General features: G+C 69.9%; 14 protein-coding genes and 1 pseudogene. 9 read left to right on the top strand and 6 right to left on the bottom strand.

Annotation, left to right across the window (positions count from 1 at the left end):
- Positions 1-16: 16 nt before the first annotated feature.
- The 5 genes from ACLJQM_RS20975 to ACLJQM_RS20955 all read left to right on the top strand — a co-directional run bounded on the left by ACLJQM_RS20975 (position 17) and on the right by ACLJQM_RS20955 (position 2,828).
- Positions 17-1,126 (top strand): NDMA-dependent alcohol dehydrogenase, encoded by a 1,110-nt coding sequence (locus ACLJQM_RS20975; protein ID WP_247023510.1) that lies wholly within the window; start codon positions 17-19, stop codon positions 1,124-1,126.
- Between the two features lie 13 nt (positions 1,127-1,139).
- Positions 1,140-1,388, top strand: coding sequence for a mycofactocin biosynthesis chaperone MftB (gene mftB / locus ACLJQM_RS20970; RefSeq protein WP_247023511.1), 249 nt, complete (start codon positions 1,140-1,142; stop codon positions 1,386-1,388).
- Positions 1,389-1,419: 31 nt separating this feature from the next.
- Entirely contained in the window at positions 1,420-1,899 is a 480-nt protein-coding gene (locus ACLJQM_RS20965; protein WP_410632462.1) for a DUF262 domain-containing protein, read from the top strand.
- A gap of 12 nt (positions 1,900-1,911) precedes the next feature.
- Entirely contained in the window at positions 1,912-2,358 is a 447-nt protein-coding gene (locus ACLJQM_RS20960; protein WP_410632461.1) for a hypothetical protein, read from the top strand.
- 86 nt (positions 2,359-2,444) lie between these two features.
- Complete coding sequence (locus tag ACLJQM_RS20955) at positions 2,445-2,828, top strand: DUF1524 domain-containing protein (RefSeq protein WP_410632460.1); 384 nt, start codon at positions 2,445-2,447, stop codon at positions 2,826-2,828.
- Between the two features lie 199 nt (positions 2,829-3,027).
- Here the strand turns inward: ACLJQM_RS20955 and ACLJQM_RS20950 are convergent.
- Positions 3,028-4,411, bottom strand: a pseudogene (locus ACLJQM_RS20950) (IS1634 family transposase).
- A gap of 173 nt (positions 4,412-4,584) precedes the next feature.
- On the opposite strand from ACLJQM_RS20950, the gene ACLJQM_RS20945 reads away from it, so the two are divergent.
- On the top strand, positions 4,585-4,932 hold the full coding sequence (locus ACLJQM_RS20945) for a VOC family protein (protein WP_247023512.1): 348 nt from the start codon (positions 4,585-4,587) through the stop codon (positions 4,930-4,932).
- Between the two features lie 12 nt (positions 4,933-4,944).
- Here the strand turns inward: ACLJQM_RS20945 and ACLJQM_RS20940 are convergent, their stop codons facing one another.
- Together ACLJQM_RS20940 and ACLJQM_RS20935 are read right to left on the bottom strand one after the other, a co-directional pair.
- Complete coding sequence (locus tag ACLJQM_RS20940) at positions 4,945-5,160, bottom strand: hypothetical protein (RefSeq protein WP_410632459.1); 216 nt, start codon at positions 5,158-5,160, stop codon at positions 4,945-4,947.
- 273 nt (positions 5,161-5,433) lie between these two features.
- Positions 5,434-7,167, bottom strand: coding sequence for a pyruvate dehydrogenase (locus ACLJQM_RS20935; protein ID WP_410632458.1), 1,734 nt, complete (start codon positions 7,165-7,167; stop codon positions 5,434-5,436).
- A 70-nt stretch (positions 7,168-7,237) separates the two neighbouring features.
- On the opposite strand from ACLJQM_RS20935, the gene ACLJQM_RS20930 reads away from it, so the two are divergent.
- Both ACLJQM_RS20930 and ACLJQM_RS20925 read left to right on the top strand, forming a co-directional pair.
- Positions 7,238-8,140: a LysR family transcriptional regulator gene (locus tag ACLJQM_RS20930; protein WP_410632457.1), complete on the top strand. Its 903-nt coding sequence runs from the start codon at positions 7,238-7,240 to the stop codon at positions 8,138-8,140.
- 51 nt (positions 8,141-8,191) lie between these two features.
- Complete coding sequence (locus ACLJQM_RS20925; protein ID WP_410632456.1) at positions 8,192-9,286, top strand: calcium:proton antiporter; 1,095 nt, start codon at positions 8,192-8,194, stop codon at positions 9,284-9,286.
- A gap of 48 nt (positions 9,287-9,334) precedes the next feature.
- Here ACLJQM_RS20925 and ACLJQM_RS20920 read toward each other — a convergent pair whose 3' ends face one another.
- Both ACLJQM_RS20920 and ACLJQM_RS20915 read right to left on the bottom strand, forming a co-directional pair.
- The gene (locus ACLJQM_RS20920) at positions 9,335-11,707 is read right to left on the bottom strand and encodes a SpoIIE family protein phosphatase (RefSeq protein WP_410632455.1); all 2,373 of its coding nucleotides are present in this window, start codon (positions 11,705-11,707) and stop codon (positions 9,335-9,337) included.
- 4 nt (positions 11,708-11,711) lie between these two features.
- Positions 11,712-16,271: a HAMP domain-containing protein gene (locus tag ACLJQM_RS20915; protein WP_410632454.1), complete on the bottom strand. Its 4,560-nt coding sequence runs from the start codon at positions 16,269-16,271 to the stop codon at positions 11,712-11,714.
- A gap of 876 nt (positions 16,272-17,147) precedes the next feature.
- On the opposite strand from ACLJQM_RS20915, the gene ACLJQM_RS20910 reads away from it, so the two are divergent.
- Entirely contained in the window at positions 17,148-18,305 is a 1,158-nt protein-coding gene (locus tag ACLJQM_RS20910; RefSeq protein WP_410632453.1) for an NAD(P)/FAD-dependent oxidoreductase, read from the top strand.
- Here the strand turns inward: ACLJQM_RS20910 and ACLJQM_RS20905 are convergent.
- Positions 18,283-19,254 carry a magnesium transporter CorA family protein gene (locus tag ACLJQM_RS20905; RefSeq protein WP_410632452.1) on the bottom strand — a complete coding sequence of 324 codons (972 nt, stop codon included), beginning with the start codon at positions 19,252-19,254 and terminating at the stop codon, positions 18,283-18,285. The genes ACLJQM_RS20910 and ACLJQM_RS20905 overlap by 23 nt on opposite strands.

The following is a 19,254-nucleotide window of genomic DNA, read 5'->3' as shown; positions in this document are numbered from 1 at the left end:
CGTCAAGGAGATGGCCGTGAAGACGAAGGCAGCCGTACTGTTCGATGCCGGGAAGCCGTTCGAGATCATGGAGCTCGACCTCGACGGGCCCGGTCCCGGTGAGGTGCTCATCAAGTACACCGCCGCCGGGTTGTGCCACTCGGATCTGCACCTGATCGACAACGACCTGGTGCCGCGGTTCCCGATCATCGGCGGGCACGAGGGCGCCGGGGTCATCGAAGAGGTCGGCCCCGGTGTCACCAAGGTCGCGCCCGGCGACCACGTCGTGTGCAGCTTCATCCCGAACTGCGGTACCTGCCGCTACTGCTCGACCGGCCGCCAGAACCTCTGCGACATGGGCGCCACCATCCTCGACGGCCACCTGCCCGACGGCACCTTCCGCTTCCACGGCGGCGGCCAGGACTTCGGCGCGATGTGCATGCTCGGCACGTTCTCCGAGCGCGCCACCATCTCGCAGCACTCGGTGGTCAAGGTCGACGACTGGCTCCCCTTGGAGACCGCGGTCCTGGTCGGCTGCGGCGTGCCCACCGGGTGGGCCACCGCCAACTACGCCGGCGGGGTGCGCGCCGGGGACACCACCGTCGTCTACGGGATCGGCGGCATCGGGATCAACGCCGTGCAGGGTGCCGCGCACGCCGGGGCGAAGTACGTCGTCGCGGTCGATCCCGTCGAGTTCAAGCGGGAGGCGGCGCTCAAGTTCGGCGCCACCCACGCGTTCGCCACCGCGGCCGAAGCCGCCGAGAAGGTCAACGAGCTCACCTGGGGCCAGCTGGCCGACCAGGCGCTGATCACCGTCGGCACCGTGGAGGAGGACGTCGTCAGCGAAGCGTTCAACGTCGTCGGCAAGGGCGGCACCGTCGTCATCACCGGGCTCGCCAACCCCGAGAAGCTCACCGTGCACGTCTCCGGCGGTGTCATGACGCTGTTCGAGAAGACGATCAAGGGCACGCTGTTCGGCTCGGCGAACCCGCAGTACGACATCGTCCGGCTGCTGCGGCTCTACGACGCCGGGAAGCTCAAGCTCGACGAGCTGGTCACCCGCAAGTACACCCTCGAGCAGGTCAACGAGGGCTATCAGGACCTGCGCGACGGGAAGAACATCCGCGGCGTGATCGTCCACGCGTAGCGGGGGGTCCACAATGGACCTCGACGCGCCGTACCGGGTGAACCCCCACGAGCCCTTCGAGGTGCTCGTCCACCGCTGCGAGCACCGGGACGGGTGCCTGCTCGGGACTCCCGATGTGGTCCGCTTCGTCCGGGCGCTGGCGATGCACGCCACGGCGCGCGACGCGATCGACGCCGCCGAACTCGGCGAGACCACGCGGGCCCGGGTGGTGGCGGCGCTCGAACACCTCGCCGCCACCGGCGTCATCGTCGCCGAGCCGTGAAACCCCCGGTGGCCACCGCGATCCCGACGCGGTGGCCACCGGTCCGCCCGGTACCAAGGCAAGCATCGACGACATCTGCCATATCAGCCTCACCGCCGAACTTCTCGACTCGAGGACGACGACACGCACTGACACTCCGAGTACACGACGGCCCGCCGTCGTGTACTCGGAGCCGATCAAAGGCAATATCGATCGAGCAGTAAGATCAATTGGCGAGGGGTTGTTCCCGCCTGCCAACGCGCCTTCGCATGGGGGCTCAGGTGAGGGAAGAGACGAAGTCGAGGACTTCTGGAACGACCTCGAACAAGCCGTCGCAGAAAAATCTGACGAGGCTTACTTTTTAGGAACAGTGATACTCTCAGATTCATCAGACTACGCAGAATCAATCACATCGGCGGGCCGCTCTTTCATTATTGACGGCCAGCAGCGGTTAACCACGGCATTCTTGTTGATATTTGCAATTCGAGATATATTCAACGAGCGAAACGATAGCAGAGGAAAAGACAACTAGGCAGACCACCTGGTGGACTGGGTAGATTTCATTCATGAGCGCGCTCTGGTCATCACCGCAACCGTACCCACGGAATCAGACGCCTATCTATTTTTTGAGACACTAAACGATCGCGGAATAGATCTTACGATTGCCGATTTGACGAAGAACTACATCTTCAGTCGCGCCGGCTCGCGACTATCCGAATGCCACGATCGCTGGATCATCATGACAGCTTACATCGAACAAGCAACTGGCACAGGAAGCAAATTCACAGACTTCCTTCGGTACTGCTTCACCAGCCAACAAGGGCCCACACGTGAACGTGAGATCTTCGTTCGAGTCAAGGACCACCGGCTAACCACCCCATCAGAGGCAGTCGCATTCAGCGAAGAACTCAAAGTTGCCCCCCCAAGCGTACAGTCGACTTCTCGGCGCAGATCCATCCTTCTGGCCAACAGTGCAACCGGGCGCAGCTGAGAACGCCGAAGCGCTGCGCATCCTCGAGGTCGAGAGACTTCGCCCGACCCTCCTCGCCGCGATGCTCGAATTCACTAATTCGCAACTTGGGAAACTACTCAAATTTGCCGTTTCGGCAGCGGTTCGGATGCGCATTTCACGCACTGCAGAGGGAAGCAAGGCCGAGCGAGCTATCGCAGAGGTTGCACAAGCAATCTCCCAGAACTCCGTTACAACAGCACGCAAAGTCATCAGCGAACGAACAATTTCGAAACGACTTTTCAACAGCTGTCGTCCGGCGCACCTCTTACTCGCGATACTATCTTCGCTCACTGGAAATCGAAAATCTTCGCCCGAAGCGCGCGCCCGAGTTTATCGCAAATCCAAACACAAGCGAACTAAATCTCGAACACATTCTCCCCCAGTCTGCCACCAAAGAGTGGGCAAGTATGTTCGCTCGACCGCCAGACGGAGTACGCCTACCGCCTTAACGGTCAGGTACTTCTGCGCGCAAGCACCACACTATCACTCACTAATTTCGCCGGAAAATCCGACGAATGGACCATGAAAACCATCGACGAACGCCAGCGACGACTCGCTGACTTGGCAGTGAAATACCGGCAGTTGTCCTGACTTGTTGCCGGGTGGCAACCGATTCCCGCCTGCGTCTATGACCTGACTTGGCTCAAATCAGTGCGCACCGCGGTCGTGGATGCGGGTGAGGGCATCGCGGAGGTCGTCGGGTAGCGGGTCGACGGCGGTGAGGGTGTGCTCGCCGGCCTGGATGTTGATGGTGCGGTAGCGGTGGGTGGTGCGCACGAACTTCTTGATCGACCAGCCGGTGGTCTGCTCGATCCACCTGCTGACGGCCAGGGCGGCGAACACGACCGTCAGGTGCGCGTCGATCGACTCGCGCTTGTGGTGGTAGATCGGCCGCGCACGTAGGTCGTGTTCAGACATTCGGAACGACTTCTCGATGTGGAACAGTCGGTGGTAGGCGTCGATCACGAACTCGGCGGTGACGTCCGGGAGGTTGGTGACGTAGCCTTTGAGGCCGGCAAGGGCGCGTGCCTTGGCCTCCAGAGTCCGGTTGACACTCTTGGTGGCGCCGGTGAGCTGGATGAACCGGTTGCGTTCGACCGCGGTCTTGCCGGCGACGGCCTGCTCGGCCTTGGCGACCTGTTCGTCGATGCTGTGCAGGGTGCGCCGAGCCCGGTCCGCCCGGTATTGGTAGTAGATGATCTGGTCGCGGCGCTGGTCCTTGGGGCCGGCAGGCCAGGGCTGGGTGAAGATGTGCCCGTCGGGGATCTGCTCATCCGGGTGCTCGTGGCGCCACGCCTGGACCACGTACGGCACGTCGGGTATCCGCGCGCCGAGGATGAACGACAACCCCGCGGCCTCGATGGCCTGCTGGTTGGCCGCAGAGATCATGCCAGCGTCGGCCACGACCGTGACATCAGCCAGCTGGTGGGCATCCATGAACGCACGGATGGTCGGCAGCATCGTAGTGGTCTCGCCCCGGTTGCCCTCGAACGCGTTGACCATCGACGGAAACCCGCTTGCGTCGGTGAGCAGCCCGATCGTGATCTGCGGCTCCAGGCGGCGTTCTTTGGAGAACCCGGGCTCACGGAACCCGTCCCCGGGCATCGGTCTCGAAGTACAAGGTAAACACATCGTAGAGAACCAGTGACGCCGGCCCCAGATCAGCGGTGCGGGCGCACGCCGCGGCCGACTTCTGCCGCCAGGACTCTTTCGCGAACGCGGGCAGACGCCGCTTGAGGGTCGCGTACGCCGGCGGGTCGAAACCTCCCTCCTCGACCACCCGCAGACTGTCCAGCTTGCTGGTCGGCTCGACGATCCGTGCCAGCACCAGTAATCGGAACACCTCGTCACCACCAGCACCACTGCCGGCCTGCAACGCCGCGAAGTCCGGGCCAAAGTCGAGCTCGGGCTGCCCCACAGCCAGACGCTGCCTCGCCACCGCCTTGAGCGCCTCCAACGCCGCATCGTCATGCGCCGAGCCGATGTGCTCGATGTCCCGCGACCCGCGACGCGAGGAGTGCACGATCTGCACTGCCCTGGCCCCCGACGCCGGCTTCACCGTGCGCACATACGCCACGAGAGACAGCCTGGAACCGGCCGCTCAGTGCGTAGATTTTCGCCGTTCACACGACGAAACCGCAGCTCAACAGCCGGCACCCTACCCAAGATCAGCGATCTCGAGCCAAAGTCGGGTAAGGTGACGGAATGGTCATGCGGGTGGCGATTCCCGTGCTGCCGTGCCGAGATGTGCAGGCAGCGCGGTCGTACTTCACGGACGTGCTCGGATTCGACACCATATTCACCTGGGAGACCCCACCCAGCTACGCGGCCGTGATCCGCGACACCGCCGAGTTCCACCTGTACGCCGAAAGCAGCGTCGGCCCGGCCAGGGTGACGGTTGTCGTCGACGACGTCGATTCCTGCCACGACGAGCTGCGCGCCCGCGGCGCCGACATCGTCGAGCCACTGGCTGACCGGCCCTACGGGATGCGCGACTTCAACGTACGGACACCCGATGGGCACTTGTTGATCTTCAGCCAGCCGCTTACCTAGTACGGGTGACCATCAGCGGACCAGCCGGAAGAATGACCGGACCTCGTCGAAGAACAACGCCGGCTGCTCGAACGCCGCGAAGTGGCCGCCCTTGCCGGGCTCGTTCCAGTACCGGATGTTCGGGAACCGGCGCTCCGCCCTCCGCCGAGACGGGCGCTGCAGCTCCTTGGGGAAGACCGAACAGCCGGTGGGTACGGTCACCGGCGCGCCGGCCGACCGGAGATCCATTCGTTGACCTGCCGGAGGCTTTCCCAGTACAGCCGGGCGGATATCCGCTCGATCCCCCGGCGCGGCCGGCTTGTCGCTGAAGCTGTAACCGGGAAGCGATGGGCAGACCCCTGGAACCGGCCGCTCAGTGCGCAGATTTTCGCCGTTCACACGACGAAACCGCAGCTCAACAGCCAGCACCCTACCCAAGATCAGCGATCTTGAGCCAAGTCAGGTTGCCGGGTGGCAACCGATTCCCGCCTGCGTCTATGACAGTCGGACAGTACTCCTGGGTCACGGCCGCGGGGCGTTGCGCAGGTTGGCGCGCGCCAGGTCGACCATCTTGCCGACGCCTCCGTTGAGCACCGTCTTCGTCGCGCCCAAGGCGAAGCCGCGCACCATCTCGCCGGTGATCCGCGGCGGGATCGACAGCGCGTTCGGGTCGGTCACCACCTCGACGACCGCCGGGCCGGGGTGGGCGAACGCCTTCTCCAGCGCGCCGCGGACGTCGGCCGGGTCCTCGACCCGCTCGGCGAAGACGCCGCACGCGGCCGCGATCGCCGCGAAGTTCACCGGCGCGTGGTCGGTGCCGAAGTCCGGGAGCCCGTCCACCAGCATCTCCAGCTTCACCATGCCGAGCGTGGCGTTGTTGAACACCACGACCTTCACCGGCACGTCGTAGGCCGGCAGCGTCAGCAGGTCGCCCATCAGCATGGCGAGCCCGCCGTCGCCCGAGAGCGACACGACCTGGCGGCCCGGCTGGGACAGCTGCGCGCCGATCGCGTGCGGGAGCGCGTTCGCCATGCTGCCGTGCCGGAACGAGCCGAGCACCCGGCGGCAGCCGTTGGGGGTCAGGTAGCGCGCGGCCCAGACGTTGCCCATGCCGGTGTCGACGGTGAACACGGCGTCGTCCGCGGCGACCTCGTCGAGCACCGAAGCGACGTACTCCGGGTGGATCGGACGGCGCTGCTCGATCTTGCCCGTGTACGCGCCGACGACCTTCTCCAGCTTCCGCACGTGCTCGCGCAGCATCCGGTCCAGGTACGCGCGCTCGGTCCGCGGGCGCAGCAGCGGCAGCAGGGCGCGCAGCGTCGCCTTGACGTCGCCGTGCACCGCCAGGTCCAGCGGCGTGCGGCGGCCGAGGCGCGAAGCGTCGTGGTCGACCTGGATCGTGCGCGCCTGCGGGAGGAACTTGTCGTACGGGAAGTCCGTGCCCAGCAACACGATCCGGTCGGCTTCGTGCATGGCGTCGTAGCAGGCGCCGTAGCCGAGCAGGCCACTCATGCCGACGTCGAACGGGTTGTCGTACTGGATCCACTCCTTGCCGCCGAGCGAGTGCCCGACCGGGGCGGCGAGCTTTTCCGCCAGCGCCATGACTTCTTCGTGCGCGCCGCGGACGCCCGCGCCCGCGAACAGCATCACCTTCTCCCCCGAGTTCAGCAGGTCGGCGAGCTCCTGCACGGCTTCCGCGGACGGCACCGGCGGCGACGGCTCGACCAGCGGGAGCCGCTCGGTGAGCGGGCCGGTGGCCTTGCGGTCGGCGAGGTCGCCCGGGATGGTCAGCACCGCGACGCCGCCCTTGCCGACGGCGGCCTGGGTGGCGATGCGCAGCAGCCGCGGCAGCTGCGCCGGGTCCGCGACGACCTCGCTGAAGTGGCTGCACTCGGCGAAGAGGCGGTCCGGGTGGGTCTCCTGGAAGAACCCGGTGCCGATCTGGTTGGACGGGATGTGCGACGCGATCGCGAGCACCGGCGCGCCCGAGCGGTGGGCGTCGAACAGGCCGTTGATCAGGTGCAGGTTGCCCGGCCCGCAGCTGCCCGCGCACACCGCTAGCTTGCCGGTGACCTGCGCTTCGGCCGCCGCGGCGAAGGCGGCGGTCTCTTCGTGGCGGACGTGCACCCACTCGATGCCGTCGGTGCGGCGCACGGCGTCGACGATCGGGTTCAAGCTGTCGCCGACGATGCCGTAGATGCGCTCGACGCCCGCGTCCCGCAGCGTCCTGACCAGTTGTTCTGCCACCGTAGCCATACCTCCAGCCTGCCCCGCCCCGGCGCATGCGTCCAATGCCTGATCGGCTGAACTTCCATACACTGGGCGCATGGACGTCCAGATGCTGCGGCTCTTCCGCGAGGTCGCCGGCGGCGCGACCGTCACGGAGACCGCGGCCGGGGCCCACCTGACCCAGCCCGCGCTCTCCCGGGCCCTGCGGCGGCTGGAGCACGAAGCCGGCGCCGAGCTGTTCCGCCGGTCCGGGCGGCTGCTGCGGCTGACGCCGGCCGGGCACGTCTTCAAGCGGCACGCCGGCCTCGTGCTCGACCAGCTCGACCAGGGCCTGCGCGAAGTCGCCGACATCGTCGCGCCGGGGGCCGGGGTCGTGCCGCTGGCCTTCCTGCACACCTTCGGCACCTGGCTCGTGCCCGACGTCCTGAGCGGCTTCCTGCGCGAGCACGCCAGCACCCGCTTCGAGCTGCGGCAGCACGGCGAGGCCGGGCTCGAGGCGGAGCTGCTCGAGGGCACCGCGGACCTCGTCCTCACCAGCGGCGACCCCGGGCGCCCCCAGCTGCACTGGGAACGCCTGCTCGTCGAGCCGCTGCGGCTGGCCGTCCCGCCGCACCACCGGCTCGCCGGGCGCCACCGCGTCCGCCTCGCCGACGTCGCGGACGAGACGTTCATCCTGCTGCGCCCCGGTTACGCGCTGCGCGAAACGACCGAGCGGCTGTGCGCCGAGGCCGGGTTCGCCCCGCGCATCGGGTTCGAGGGCGACGAAGTCGAGACGCTGCGCGGGCTCGTGACCGCCGGGCTCGGCGTGTCCGTGCTGCCGCTGCCGCACACGGCGGCGTTCCCGGCGCCGCACCTGGAACTGACCGATGTGGACGCTGCCCGCGACATCGGGCTCGCGTGGGTGGCCGGGCGGAACCTCCCCGCACCCAGCGAAACCTTCCGGCGGCACGTGCTCGACACCGTTCCCGCGCGGTTCGACCGTCCACAAGGGACCATGTGAGAATCGCCGTACGACCACGCAAAGTGATCGCCGGTGTGACAGGGTGGAGACATGGCCGCGCTGAGATCCTTCCTGACGTCCTGGACCTCCGTCACCCCCGTGCTCGGCATCCTCTTGCTCGCGCTCGCCTGGGGCCGCGACCTCGGCCCGGTCTTCGTGGCGATCGTGGCGATCGCGCTCGGGGCGACCGTGCTGGCCGCGGTGCACCACGCGGAGGTCGTCGCGCACCGCGTCGGGGAACCGTTCGGCTCGCTCGTGCTCGCGGTCGCGGTCACCGTCATCGAAGTCGCGCTGATCGTCACGATGATGGTCTCGGGCGGCCCGGACGCCGGCTCGCTGGCGCGCGACACCGTGTTCGCGGCGGTGATGATCACGACCAACGGCATCGTCGGCATCTCGCTCCTGGTCGGCGCCCGCCGCTACGGCGTCACCCTCTTCAACTCCGAAGGCAGCGGCGCCGCGCTGGCCACGGTCGCGACGCTGGCCACGCTGAGCCTGGTGCTGCCGACGTTCACCTCCAGCACGCCGGGCCCGGCGTTTTCCTCGGCGCAGCTGACGTTCGCCGCCGTCGCGTCCCTGGCGCTGTACGCCACGTTCGTGCTGACGCAGACCATGCGCCACCGCGACTTCTTCTTCCCGGTGGCGGCCGACGGCGAGGTCAAGGAGGACGACCACGCCGAGCCCCCGACGAACCGGGCGGCGCTGGGCAGCCTCGCGCTCCTGCTGGTCGCCCTGGTCGCGGTGGTCGGCCTGGCGAAGGTGGAGTCCCCGGCGATCGAGGCGGGCGTCCGCGCGGCCGGCTTCCCCCAGTCGTTCGTCGGCGTGGTGATCGCCCTGCTGGTCCTGCTCCCGGAGACCCTCGCGGCCACGCGCGCCGCCCAGCGCGACCGGATGCAGATCAGCCTGAACCTCGCTTACGGCTCGGCGATCGCGAGCATCGGCCTGACGATCCCGGCGATCGCACTGGCGTCGCTGTGGCTGCCGGGCGAGCTGCTGCTGGGCCTCGGCTCGACGCAGATCGTGCTGCTGGCGTTGACGGTGGTGGTGAGCGTCCTGACGGTGGTCCCGGGCCGGGCGACCCGCCTCCAGGGCGGCGTGCACCTGGTGCTGCTGGCGGGCTTCCTGGTGCTGGCCGTCAACCCCTGAGAGCCCCCGGTCTTGAGTGGGAAACAGCGTTGGAACACCGTTTCCCACTCACGAGCTCGCCGACCGGACCTCGATCCCCACCACGCACGTGTCGTCGTCGGTGTCCGCCGTGCTGTAGGTCAGCAGCGTGTCCAGCTGGTGCTCCAAGCCGCCCTCGTGGCGCTCCACCAGGGTCACCAGCCGCGAGACCGTCTCCTGGACCGGGCGGTCGCGGCGCTCGATCAAGCCGTCCGTGTAGATCAGCAGGATGTCGCCCTCCGCCAGGCGGATCTCCTCCTCCTGGTACGTCACGTCCCGGACCGCGCCCAGGAGCGAGCCGCGGATCAGCGGCAGGGTCGTCACCTCGCCGTCGCGGTGGCGGACGATCGGGGGCAGGTGTCCCGCGCGCGCCCAGCGCAACGCCCGGGTCGCCGGGTCGTACACCGCCGCCACCGCGGTCGCCGTCACGTGGTCGGTGAGGTGGTAGGCGACCAGGTTCAGCCAGGTCAGCAGCTGCGCCGGGCCGGCGCCCGTCGCCGCGAGGCCGCGGAGCGCGTTGCGGAGGCTCACCATGCCCGTCGCCGCGTCGATGCCGTGGCCGGCGACGTCGCCGACGCACAGCAGCACCTCGCCGGTCGGCAGCGCGACCGCGTCGTACCAGTCGCCGCCGACCAGGTGCTCCTTCTCGGCCGGCCGGTACCGGACGGCCGCGCGCAGGCCCGGCATGTCGATCGGGCCCTTGGCCGGCGGCATGATCGCGTGCTGCAGCTGCAGCGCGAGCCGGTTGCGCTCGATCGACTGCTGCTCGGTCTCGGCCAGCTTGTCCCGCGTCGCCGCGAGTGCCACCTCGGTCCAGTGCTGCGCCGAGACGTCCTGGTAGGCGCCGCGCACGGCGAGCAGCTCGCCGGCCGCGTCGGCGACCGGCTCGGCGACCACCCGGATGTGCCGGGCGACGCCGTCGGAGCGCTGCAGCCGGAACGCCGTCGACGACGGGCGCTGGTGGTGCAGCACCGCCCGCAGGAACCGGCCGATCGCCGGCCCGTCGTCGGGGTGCGCGTGCGTGGCCAATTCGTGCAGCGACAGCGGCGTGGCGGTCGGCGGCAGGCCGTACAGCGCGAACAGCTCGGTGTTCCAGGTGATCGTCCCGGTCACGACGTTCTCCTCGAACCCGCCGATCCGGCCGAGCCGCTGGGCGTGCTGCAGCAGCACGGCGAGCTTCGCCGCGTCGTCCTGGATGCGCAGGATGAGCAGCACGTTGCCGGCGAACCGGGTCACGCTCACGTCGGTGTGCACCGTCAGCGGCACCTGGTCGACGAGGGTGGTGACCGCCAGGCTGCCTGCGCGGAACGGCTCGCCGGTCGCGTAGACGCGGCGGATCTTGTCGAGCAGGCCGCTCTCCTCGGCCGCCAGCGGGTACGTCTCCAGCAGGCGGGTGCCGACGATCCGGCTGCGGGGACGGCCGCCGGGGTCGGCGAACCGGACGTTGGCGTGGTGGATGCGGAAGTCGGTCAGCCGGCCGCCGTCGACGCACGGCGACAGCAGCACCGCCGGGTCGTGCAGGCCGTCGACGAAGTCCACCAGCTCGCTGAGGAAGTCCCCGGACCCGGCGGCCACCGGCGCGACCACGCCGTCCCACGTGTCGAGCGTGTGCCCGCACAGCTCGGCCAGTGCCTCCAGCTGACGGCGCTGCCGCCCCGGCTCGGCGGGCAGCGGCTCGGGCCAGCACATCTCGACGACGCCGATGATCCGGCCGCCGGTGCCGGTGGGCACCGCGACGCGCCCGCCGCCGGAGAGGGTGTGCTGCCCGAGCGAGGGCAGCCCGGCGCCGGACAGCGTCGGGTACCAGACCGTGTCGCGTTCGAGCAGCGCGTTGCGGGCCGGCGTCGCCACCCCGGGCGGGACGTACCGCCAGCGGGCCGCCTCTTCGGCGGAGAACCCCGCCGACCCGGCCAGCGTGAGTGAACCGTCCGGCCCGGCGAGCCACACCGCGACGGCGGTCGCGCCGAGCGGGCGCAGCGCGTGCTCCAGGATGGACTCCGCGACGCGCTGGGTGTCCCCCGCCGCGAGCACCCCGCTTTCCGCGGTGCGCAGCCGCACCGCGACGGAGTCTTCGCCCTCCGCGCGGGCCAGGAACTCCTGCGCCACTTCGGTGATGCGGTCCTCGGCCGCTTCGCCGACGACGTCCGCGGCGAACTCCAGCGGCGTCAGCCCGGCCCGCCCGGCGAGGCTTTCCAGCTGCCGGGCGGCGTCGGCGGGCGTGCAGTGGAGGCGTTCCATCAGCACGCCCTTGGCCAGCTCGATCAGCGCGCGGCCGTCGGCGACGGCGTGCGCGTGGTCGACCTCGCCGCGCAGCCGGGCGACGGTGTCGGCGAGCCGGGCCAGGTTGGCCGACACCTCGGCCGGGCGCCCCGGTACCGGGAGCAGCTCTTCGTCGGCGGTCACCCGATCACGCCGTCACGTGCCGCTTGATGCGGGCGATCAGGTCGTCCGCGTCGACCGGCTTGGTCACGTAGTCGGTCGCGCCGGAGGCGAGGCTCTTCTCCCGGTCGCCCGGCATCGCCTTCGCCGTCACCGCGACGATCGGGATGGCGGCGTGCTCGGGCATCGCGCGGATCTTCGCGGTCGCGGTGTAGCCGTCCATCTCCGGCATCATCACGTCCATCAGGATCAGGTCGATGCCGGGGTGCGCGGCGACCGTCTCGACGCCCTTGCGGCCGTCTTCGGCGTGCAGCACCTGCATCCCGTGCAGTTCCAGGATCCCGGTCAGCGCGTAGACGTTGCGCGGGTCGTCGTCGACGATCAGCACCGTGCGCCCGGACAGCGTGGTGTCGACGTCGGCCGCCCGCACCGGCGCGGCCGGCTCGTCCGGGCGGACCAGCGGCAGCACCGCGCCGGGCTCTTCGGCCGACAGGTGCAGGGCGATCCGCTCGCGCAGCTCGTCCAGCCCGGACAGCACTTCGAGCGACTGGACGTCCGCGCGGGACTGCACCAGCTGCTCCAGTTCGCTGTCGAGGCGGCGGCTGTTGTGCGCCAGCACCGGCACCAGCCGCAGCGCGCTGTCGCCCTGCATCGCGTCGAGGAACCCGAACGCGGTCCGGTCCGGCAGGTCCAGGTCGAGCACCACGCAGTGGTAGGCGTCGGTGGCGAGCGCGGCCGCGGCCTCCTGGGTGCCGACCGCCGTCACGACTTCGACGTCGGCGGGCGAGAGGCCGATGTCCCGGCTGTCGGCGAGGTCCGCGGCGGCGCTCTCGGCGACGAGCGTCAGCAGCCCGTGCTGGCGCTCCTCCACGACGAGCAGCCGCCGGTACGCGCGCGGTGCGGACGTGGTGAGCGCGGTACCCGGGTCACCCGCGACGACGAGCGCGCCGGGGTGGTCCCCCGCGGGCAGCGTCGCGAAGTCCGGGCGGGCGACCGGCAGCGAGAAGGTGAACGTGCTGCCCTCGCCCAGGGTGCTCTCGGCGGTGATGAACCCGCCGAGCAGCTGGGCGATCTCGCGGCTGATCGACAGGCCGAGCCCGGTGCCGCCGTACTTGCGGCTGGTGGTGCCGTCGGCCTGCTGGAACGCGCCGAAGATCGATTCGAGCTGGTGCTCGGCGATCCCGATGCCGGTGTCGGTGACGCGGAAGGCGACGGCGGGGCCGTGCGCGCGCAGCGGCCGCGGCAGCGTTTCGACGTCGACCGCCTCGATGTGCAGCTCGATCCCGCCGACCTCGGTGAACTTGACCGCGTTGGACAGCAGGTTGCGCAGCACCTGCCGCAGCCGCGAGTCGTCGGTGAGCAGTTCGGGCGGCGAGCCGGGGGCGACGGTGATCCGGAAGTCGAGGTTGCGCTGGGAGGTCATCGGCCGGAACGTCGCCTCGACGTAGTCCAGCAGGCCGCGCAGCGACACCTGCTCCGGCGTGACGTCCATCTTCCCGGCCTCGACCTTGGACAGGTCGAGGATGTCGTTGATCAGCTGCAGCAGGTCCGAACCCGCGGAGTGGATGATCCCGGCGTACTCGACCTGCTTGGCGGTGAGGTTGCGGGTCGGGTTCTGCGCGAGCAGCTGGGCGAGGATGAGCAGGCTGTTGAGCGGGGTGCGCAGCTCGTGGCTCATGTTGGCCAGGAACTCCGACTTGTACTTCGACGCCAGCGTCAGCTGCTGGGCGCGGGCCTCCAGCTCCTGGCGGGCCTGCTCGATCTCCAGGTTCTTCGTCTCGATGTCGCGGTTCTGCGTGACCAGCAGCGCCGCCTTCTCCTCCAGCTCGGCGTTGGACGACTGGAGCTCTTCCTGGCGCGCCTGCAGTTCTTCCGAGCGGGCCTGCAGCTCCGCGGTCAGCCGCTGGGACTCCCCGAGCAGCTCGTCGGTGCGGGCGTTGGCGACGATGCTGTTGACGTTGACGCCGATCTGCTCCATCAGCAGCTCGAGGAACCCGCGGTGCACGGTGGTGAAGCCGTGCACCGACGCCAGTTCGATGACGCCGAGGACCTGGTCCTCGACCACGATCGGCAGCACGAAGAGGCTGGCCGGCACGGTGCTCCCGAGGCCGGAGGAGATGGTGGCGTAGCCGGGCGGGACGTCGTCGACGGCGATCGGGCGGCGGCTGCGGGCCGCCTGCCCGACGAGCGACTGGCCGATCCGGAAGCGGGCCACCGGACCCTCGCCGTCCGGGTGGCCGTACGCGCCGACCAGCCGCAGCTCGGGGACCTCGGCGGTGTCGTCGGCCAGGTAGAACGCGCCGTACTGGGCGTTGACCAGCGGGACCAGCTCGTCCATCACCGCGGCCGCGACGACGGCGAGGTCGCGCCGGCCCTGCATGAGCCCGGTGATGGTGGCCAGGTTGGACTTCAGCCAGTCCTGCTCCTGGTTCGCCCGCGTCGTCTCGCGCAGCGACTCCACCATCGAGTTGATGTTGTCCTTCAGCTCGGCGACCTCGCCCGAGGCGTCGACGGTGATCGAGCGGGTCAGGTCGCCCTCGGCGACGGCGCTGGTGACCTCGGCGATCGCGCGCACCTGCCGGGTGAGGTTCCCGGCCAGCTCGTTGACGTTCTCGGTCAGCCGCTTCCAGGTGCCCGAGACGCCCTCGACCTCGGCCTGGCCGCCGAGGCGGCCTTCGCTGCCGACCTCGCGCGCCACGCGCGTGACCTCCGCGGCGAACGCCGAGAGCTGGTCGACCATCGTGTTGATCGTGGTCTTGAGCTCGAGGATCTCGCCGCGGGCGTCGACGTCGATCTTGCGGGTCAGGTCGCCCTGCGCGACGGCGGTGGTCACCTGGGCGATGTTGCGGACCTGCCCGGTGAGGTTGTTCGCCATCGAGTTGACGTTGTCGGTGAGGTCCTTCCACGTGCCGGCGACGTTCGGCACGCGCGCCTGGCCGCCGAGCATGCCTTCGGTGCCGACTTCGCGGGCGACGCGGGTGACCTCGTCCGCGAACGCCGAGAGCGTGTCGACCATCGTGTTGATGACGTCGGCCAGCGCCGCGACCTCGCCCTTGGCCTCGACGGTGATCTTGCCGGAGAGGTCACCGCGGGCGACGGCCGTCGCGACCTGGGCGATCGAGCGGACCTGCCCGGTCAGGTTGGACGCCATCACGTTGACGTTGTCGGTGAGGTTCTTCCAGGTCCCGGAGACCCCGCGGACGGTCGCCTGGCCACCGAGGTTGCCTTCGGTGCCGACTTCGCGGGCGACGCGGGTGACCTCGTCCGCGAACGCGGACAGCTGGTCCACCATCGTGTTGATGGTGTCCTTGAGCTCGAGGATCTCACCGCGCGCGTCGACGCGGATCTTCTGGGACAGGTCACCGCGCGCGACGGCGGTGGTGACCTGGGCGATCGAGCGGACCTGCGCGGTGAGGTTGTCGGCCATGACGTTGACCGACTCGGTGAGGTCCTTCCAGGTGCCGGAGACGCCCTTGACGTCCGCCTGGCCGCCCAGCCGTCCCTCGGTGCCCACCTCGCGCGCCACCCGGGTGACCTCGTCCGCGAACGCGGACAGCTGATCCACCATCGTGTTCAGCGTGTCCTTGAGCTCCAGGACCTCGCCGCGGGCGGTCACGTTGATCTTCTGCGAGAGGTCGCCCTTCGCCACCGCGGTGGCGACCTGGGCGATGTTGCGGACCTGGTCGGTCAGGTTGCCCGCCATGAAGTTCACCGAGTCGGTGAGGTCGCGCCAGGTGCCCGAGACGCCCTTGACGTCGGCCTGGCCGCCCAGCCGTCCCTCGGTGCCCACCTCGCGGGCGACGCGGGTGACCTCGTCCGCGAAGGAGGACAGCTGGTCCACCATCGTGTTGATCGTGCTCTTGAGCTCGAGGATCTCGCCCCGGGCGTCGACGGTGATCTTCTGCGAGAGGTCGCCCTTCGCCACCGCGGTGGTCACCTGGGCGACGTTGCGGACCTGGTCGGTCAGGTTCCCGGCCATGAAGTTGACCGAGTCGGTGAGGTCGCGCCAGACGCCGCCGACGCCGGGCACCTGCGCCTGCCCGCCGAGGCGGCCTTCGCTGCCGACCTCGCGGGCCACGCGGGTGACCTCGTCCGCGAAGGAGGACAGCTGGTCCACCATCGTGTTGACGGTGTCCTTCAGCTCGAGGATCTCACCGCGCGCGTCGACGTCGATCTTCTGCGAGAGGTCGCCCTTCGCGACCGCGGTCGCCACCTGCGCGATGTCGCGGACCTGGGTGGTGAGGTTGCCGGCCATGGCGTTCACCGAGTCGGTGAGGTCCTTCCAGGTGCCGGACACGCCGGGGACCTTCGCCTGCCCGCCCAGCTGGCCCTCGCTGCCGACCTCGCGGGCCACGCGGGTGACCTCGGAGGTGAACAGCGACAGCTGGTCGGCCATGCCGTTGAACACGGTGGCGATCTCGCCCAGCAGGCCGTCGGCCCCGCCGGGCAGCCGGATGCCGAAGTCGCCGTCGCGGACCGCGGTCAGCCCGGCCAGCAGCCGGCGCAGCTCCTGCTCCCCCGCCTCGCCCACGCCTGCGACCGCGCCTTTGGTCCCCGGGCGTGCCCCTTCGACCGTTGCCCCACTCATCCGCCACCCGTTTCTCCGGTCGTCGGCGCCCCGGCGCCGTCCCGGTGAGCACACCGGATGGCTCAGCATAGTGCAGCTGCACTATCCTGAGCGGCAACGGTTGAGCAACCAGCCGCGCCCGTGTCCGCGCGCGCTCCCCAGGCGGTGCTCGAGAGCCTTTCCTTTCCCCCCAGGCCATCCGGCCACGTTGACCCATTCGGCTGAACGCGCTCCCAGACAGCGGTACCCCACGCACGCGGGGGTCACCGCCCATTGTCGCGCGCGGCGGTGAGGGGTCCACAATGGACGCTCCACTGTGGACGGGATGGGGCGCGCCGGTGTCGCGAATGAGTCACTCGCGACCATGGCACCGGCGTGTCGCCGAGGCCGGGGCGACCGCGAGCAGGCGGCGCACGGGGGCACAAGCAACTCGGTGCGACCCGGCAGCGAGCACTGCGGTCCGGCAGCGACCGCGCGGCGGCCCCAGGCAGCCCCGCGGCGAGCAGCCCGGCGGCAAACCGCGCAGCGGCAGCAACCCGCGAGCGGCGGCGTCGGGGCGACCACAAGCATCCCGGCGGCAGCGAGCAGCGGCGCGGGCAACCGCAAGCACCCCAGCGGCAACGCGGCGGCGGCAAACAACACCGCGAGCAGCCGCCACCGAGCGGCGGCATAGGCGACCGCGAGCACCCCGCCGACAGCAAGCGGCGGCGCGGGCAACCGCAAACACCCCAGCGGCAACCCGGCGGCGACAAGCAACACCGCAAGCAGCCGCCAGCGACCGGCGGCCCACCGGCAAACCCGCAAGCGGCGCCGGCGACCGCAAGCACCCCGTCGGCAACCCGCGGCGACACGGGTGACGGCACGACTATCCCGCCGCCCCCGGGGTACCCCTCCGGCATGGATGCCGAGAACCTGGTCGTCGTCGGAAGCGGGCCGGCCGGTGTGTCGGCGGCCCGCGCCTACCGGGAAGCGGGTGGCACCGGGCCCGTCCGCCTGCTCACCGCGGACCCCGACCCGCCCTACGAGCGCCCGCCGCTGTCCAAGGAATTCCTGCGCGGCGAAGCCGATCTCCCACCGCTGGACGAAGAACTCGCCGAAAAGCACGACATCACCATCACGCTGGACGACCCCGTCACCGAACTGGGCGAGGACAACGTCCGCACCGCATCGGGCGCGGTGCACCCGTTCACCGCCTGCGTGCTCGCCACCGGCGCGGAACCGGTCCGGCCCGACCTCCCGGGTGCCGACCACCCCGACGTCCGGACCCTCCGATCGGCCGCCGACTCCCGTGCACTGCGAGCCGCCGCGCACGGAGTGCGCAGCGCGGTCGTCGTCGGCGCCGGGTTCATCGGGTGCGAAGCCGCCATCTCCCTCACCCGGCTCGGGCTTCAGGTGACCATCGTCTGCCCCGACGACGTCCCGCAGGAGAAGCGGCTCGGCCCCGACGCCGGGCGATTCCTCTTGCGCTGGCTCAAATCCGAGGGCGTGAGCGTCCTGCGCGGGACGAAGCTGCTGTCGGTCGAGGGCGGCCACCGGGTCCGCACCGACCTCGTGCCGGTCCTCGACGCGGGGCTCGTCGTGCTCGCCACCGGCGTCCGGCCCCGGATCGGGCTGGCCGAAGCGGCCGGGCTCGCCGTCGAACGAGGCCGGATCCGCACCGACGAGCACCTGCGCACCAGCAAACCGGGCGTGCTCGCCGCCGGCGACGTCGCGCTGGCCTACAACCCGGCGGCCGGGCGCGCACTGGCCGTCGAGCACTGGGGTGAAGGCCTCGCGATGGGCGAAGTCGCCGGGCGGACCGCGGCCGGTGAAGACGCCGTCTGGGACGAGGTTCCCGGCTTCTGGTCGGTGCTCGGCGACCGCGTCCTGAAGTACGCCGCCTGGGGCGACGGCTTCGACCGCGCGCGCCCGTTCCCGCGCGACGACGGGGGTTTCACCGTCTGGTACGAGCGCGAGGGCCGGACGGTCGGCGTCCTCACCCACGAAGCCGACGAGGACTACGAACGGGGCCAGGACCTGATCAAGCGCGGCGTCACAGCCAGTCCTTCTTCTTGAACAGCGTGTACAGCCCGACCGAAAGCACCAGCATGACGGTCGTCGAAACCCAGAACCCGAGCGTCGTGCCGTTGCCCGGGTAAGGGACGTTCTGGCCGTAGAACCCGGTCACCGCGGTGGGCACCGCGATCACCGCCGCCCACCCGGTGACCTTCTTCATGATCAGGTTCAACCGGTCGCTCTGCAGGTTCAGCTGGGTTTCGCGGACCGTCGTGAGGCGTTCGCGCAGCGCCTCGGCGTGGTCAGCGGCCTGCCGCGCGTGGTCGTGGACGTCCTCGAAGTACGGGCGGGTGGTGCCGTCGGCCAGCTTCAGGTCCGGGCGCATCAGCGAGGCGACGACGTCGGGCACGGGAGCCACGACCCGGCGCAGCGCGGTCAGGTTCTTGCGCAGCCGGAACGAGCGCCGCTGCAGCTCGGCGGTGTCCGGGCGGTCGTCGAACACCAGGTCCTCCAGCGCCTCGACCTCGTCGTCGAGCACCTGGACGGCGTCGAAGTGGCCGTCGACGACGTGGTCGAGCAGGCCGTGCAGCAGGAAGGGCACACCGGACTTCGCCAGGTCGGGGGCCTGGTCCCAGCGGCGGGTGACGGCCTCGATGTCGAACCCGTCGTCCTTGCGGACGGTCACCAGCGCGCGGGGCGTGATGAACACGGCGAGCTCGGCGGTCTCGGTGCGCTCGGCCGCGGCGTCGAACCGGACGGCGTAGGCGGTCAGGAAGGCGTGCCCGTCGTAGCGGTCGAGCTTGGGCCGCTGGTGCTCCTGCACGGCGTCTTCGACGGCGAGCCGGTGCAGGCCCAGCTCCTCGGCGAGCTCGGCCAGGTCCGCTTCGGACGGTTCACAGAGGTCGACCCACACGGTGGTGTCCGGTTCGGCCAGGAAGTCGGAAACGGCCGCGACCGGGAAGTCTTCCTTGTGCAGCACGCCATCGCGGTAGGCGCGGGTTCTCCTCAT

The sequence above is a fragment of the Amycolatopsis sp. cmx-4-83 genome (genome assembly GCF_046548815.1).
Lineage (GTDB): Bacteria > Actinomycetota > Actinomycetes > Mycobacteriales > Pseudonocardiaceae > Amycolatopsis > Amycolatopsis pretoriensis_A.
The sequence above is the reverse complement of the archived record's forward strand: the minus strand, read 5'-3'. Positions and strand labels throughout refer to the sequence as shown.

What these genes read in the sequence shown, in the direction of transcription:
- ACLJQM_RS20915 (WP_410632454.1), bottom strand. Translation starts at nt 16,271, where the DNA reads ATGAGTGGGGCAACGGTCGAAGGGGCACGCCCGGGGACCAAAGGCGCG.
- ACLJQM_RS20930 (WP_410632457.1), top strand. Translation starts at nt 7,238, where the DNA reads ATGGACGTCCAGATGCTGCGGCTCTTCCGCGAGGTCGCCGGCGGCGCG.
- ACLJQM_RS20905 (WP_410632452.1), bottom strand. Translation starts at nt 19,254, where the DNA reads ATGAGGAGAACCCGCGCCTACCGCGATGGCGTGCTGCACAAGGAAGAC.
- ACLJQM_RS20910 (WP_410632453.1), top strand. Translation starts at nt 17,148, where the DNA reads ATGGATGCCGAGAACCTGGTCGTCGTCGGAAGCGGGCCGGCCGGTGTG.
- ACLJQM_RS20940 (WP_410632459.1), bottom strand. Translation starts at nt 5,160, where the DNA reads ATGGATCTCCGGTCGGCCGGCGCGCCGGTGACCGTACCCACCGGCTGT.
- ACLJQM_RS20945 (WP_247023512.1), top strand. Translation starts at nt 4,585, where the DNA reads ATGGTCATGCGGGTGGCGATTCCCGTGCTGCCGTGCCGAGATGTGCAG.
- mftB (WP_247023511.1), top strand. Translation starts at nt 1,140, where the DNA reads ATGGACCTCGACGCGCCGTACCGGGTGAACCCCCACGAGCCCTTCGAG.
- ACLJQM_RS20935 (WP_410632458.1), bottom strand. Translation starts at nt 7,167, where the DNA reads ATGGCTACGGTGGCAGAACAACTGGTCAGGACGCTGCGGGACGCGGGC.
- ACLJQM_RS20925 (WP_410632456.1), top strand. Translation starts at nt 8,192, where the DNA reads ATGGCCGCGCTGAGATCCTTCCTGACGTCCTGGACCTCCGTCACCCCC.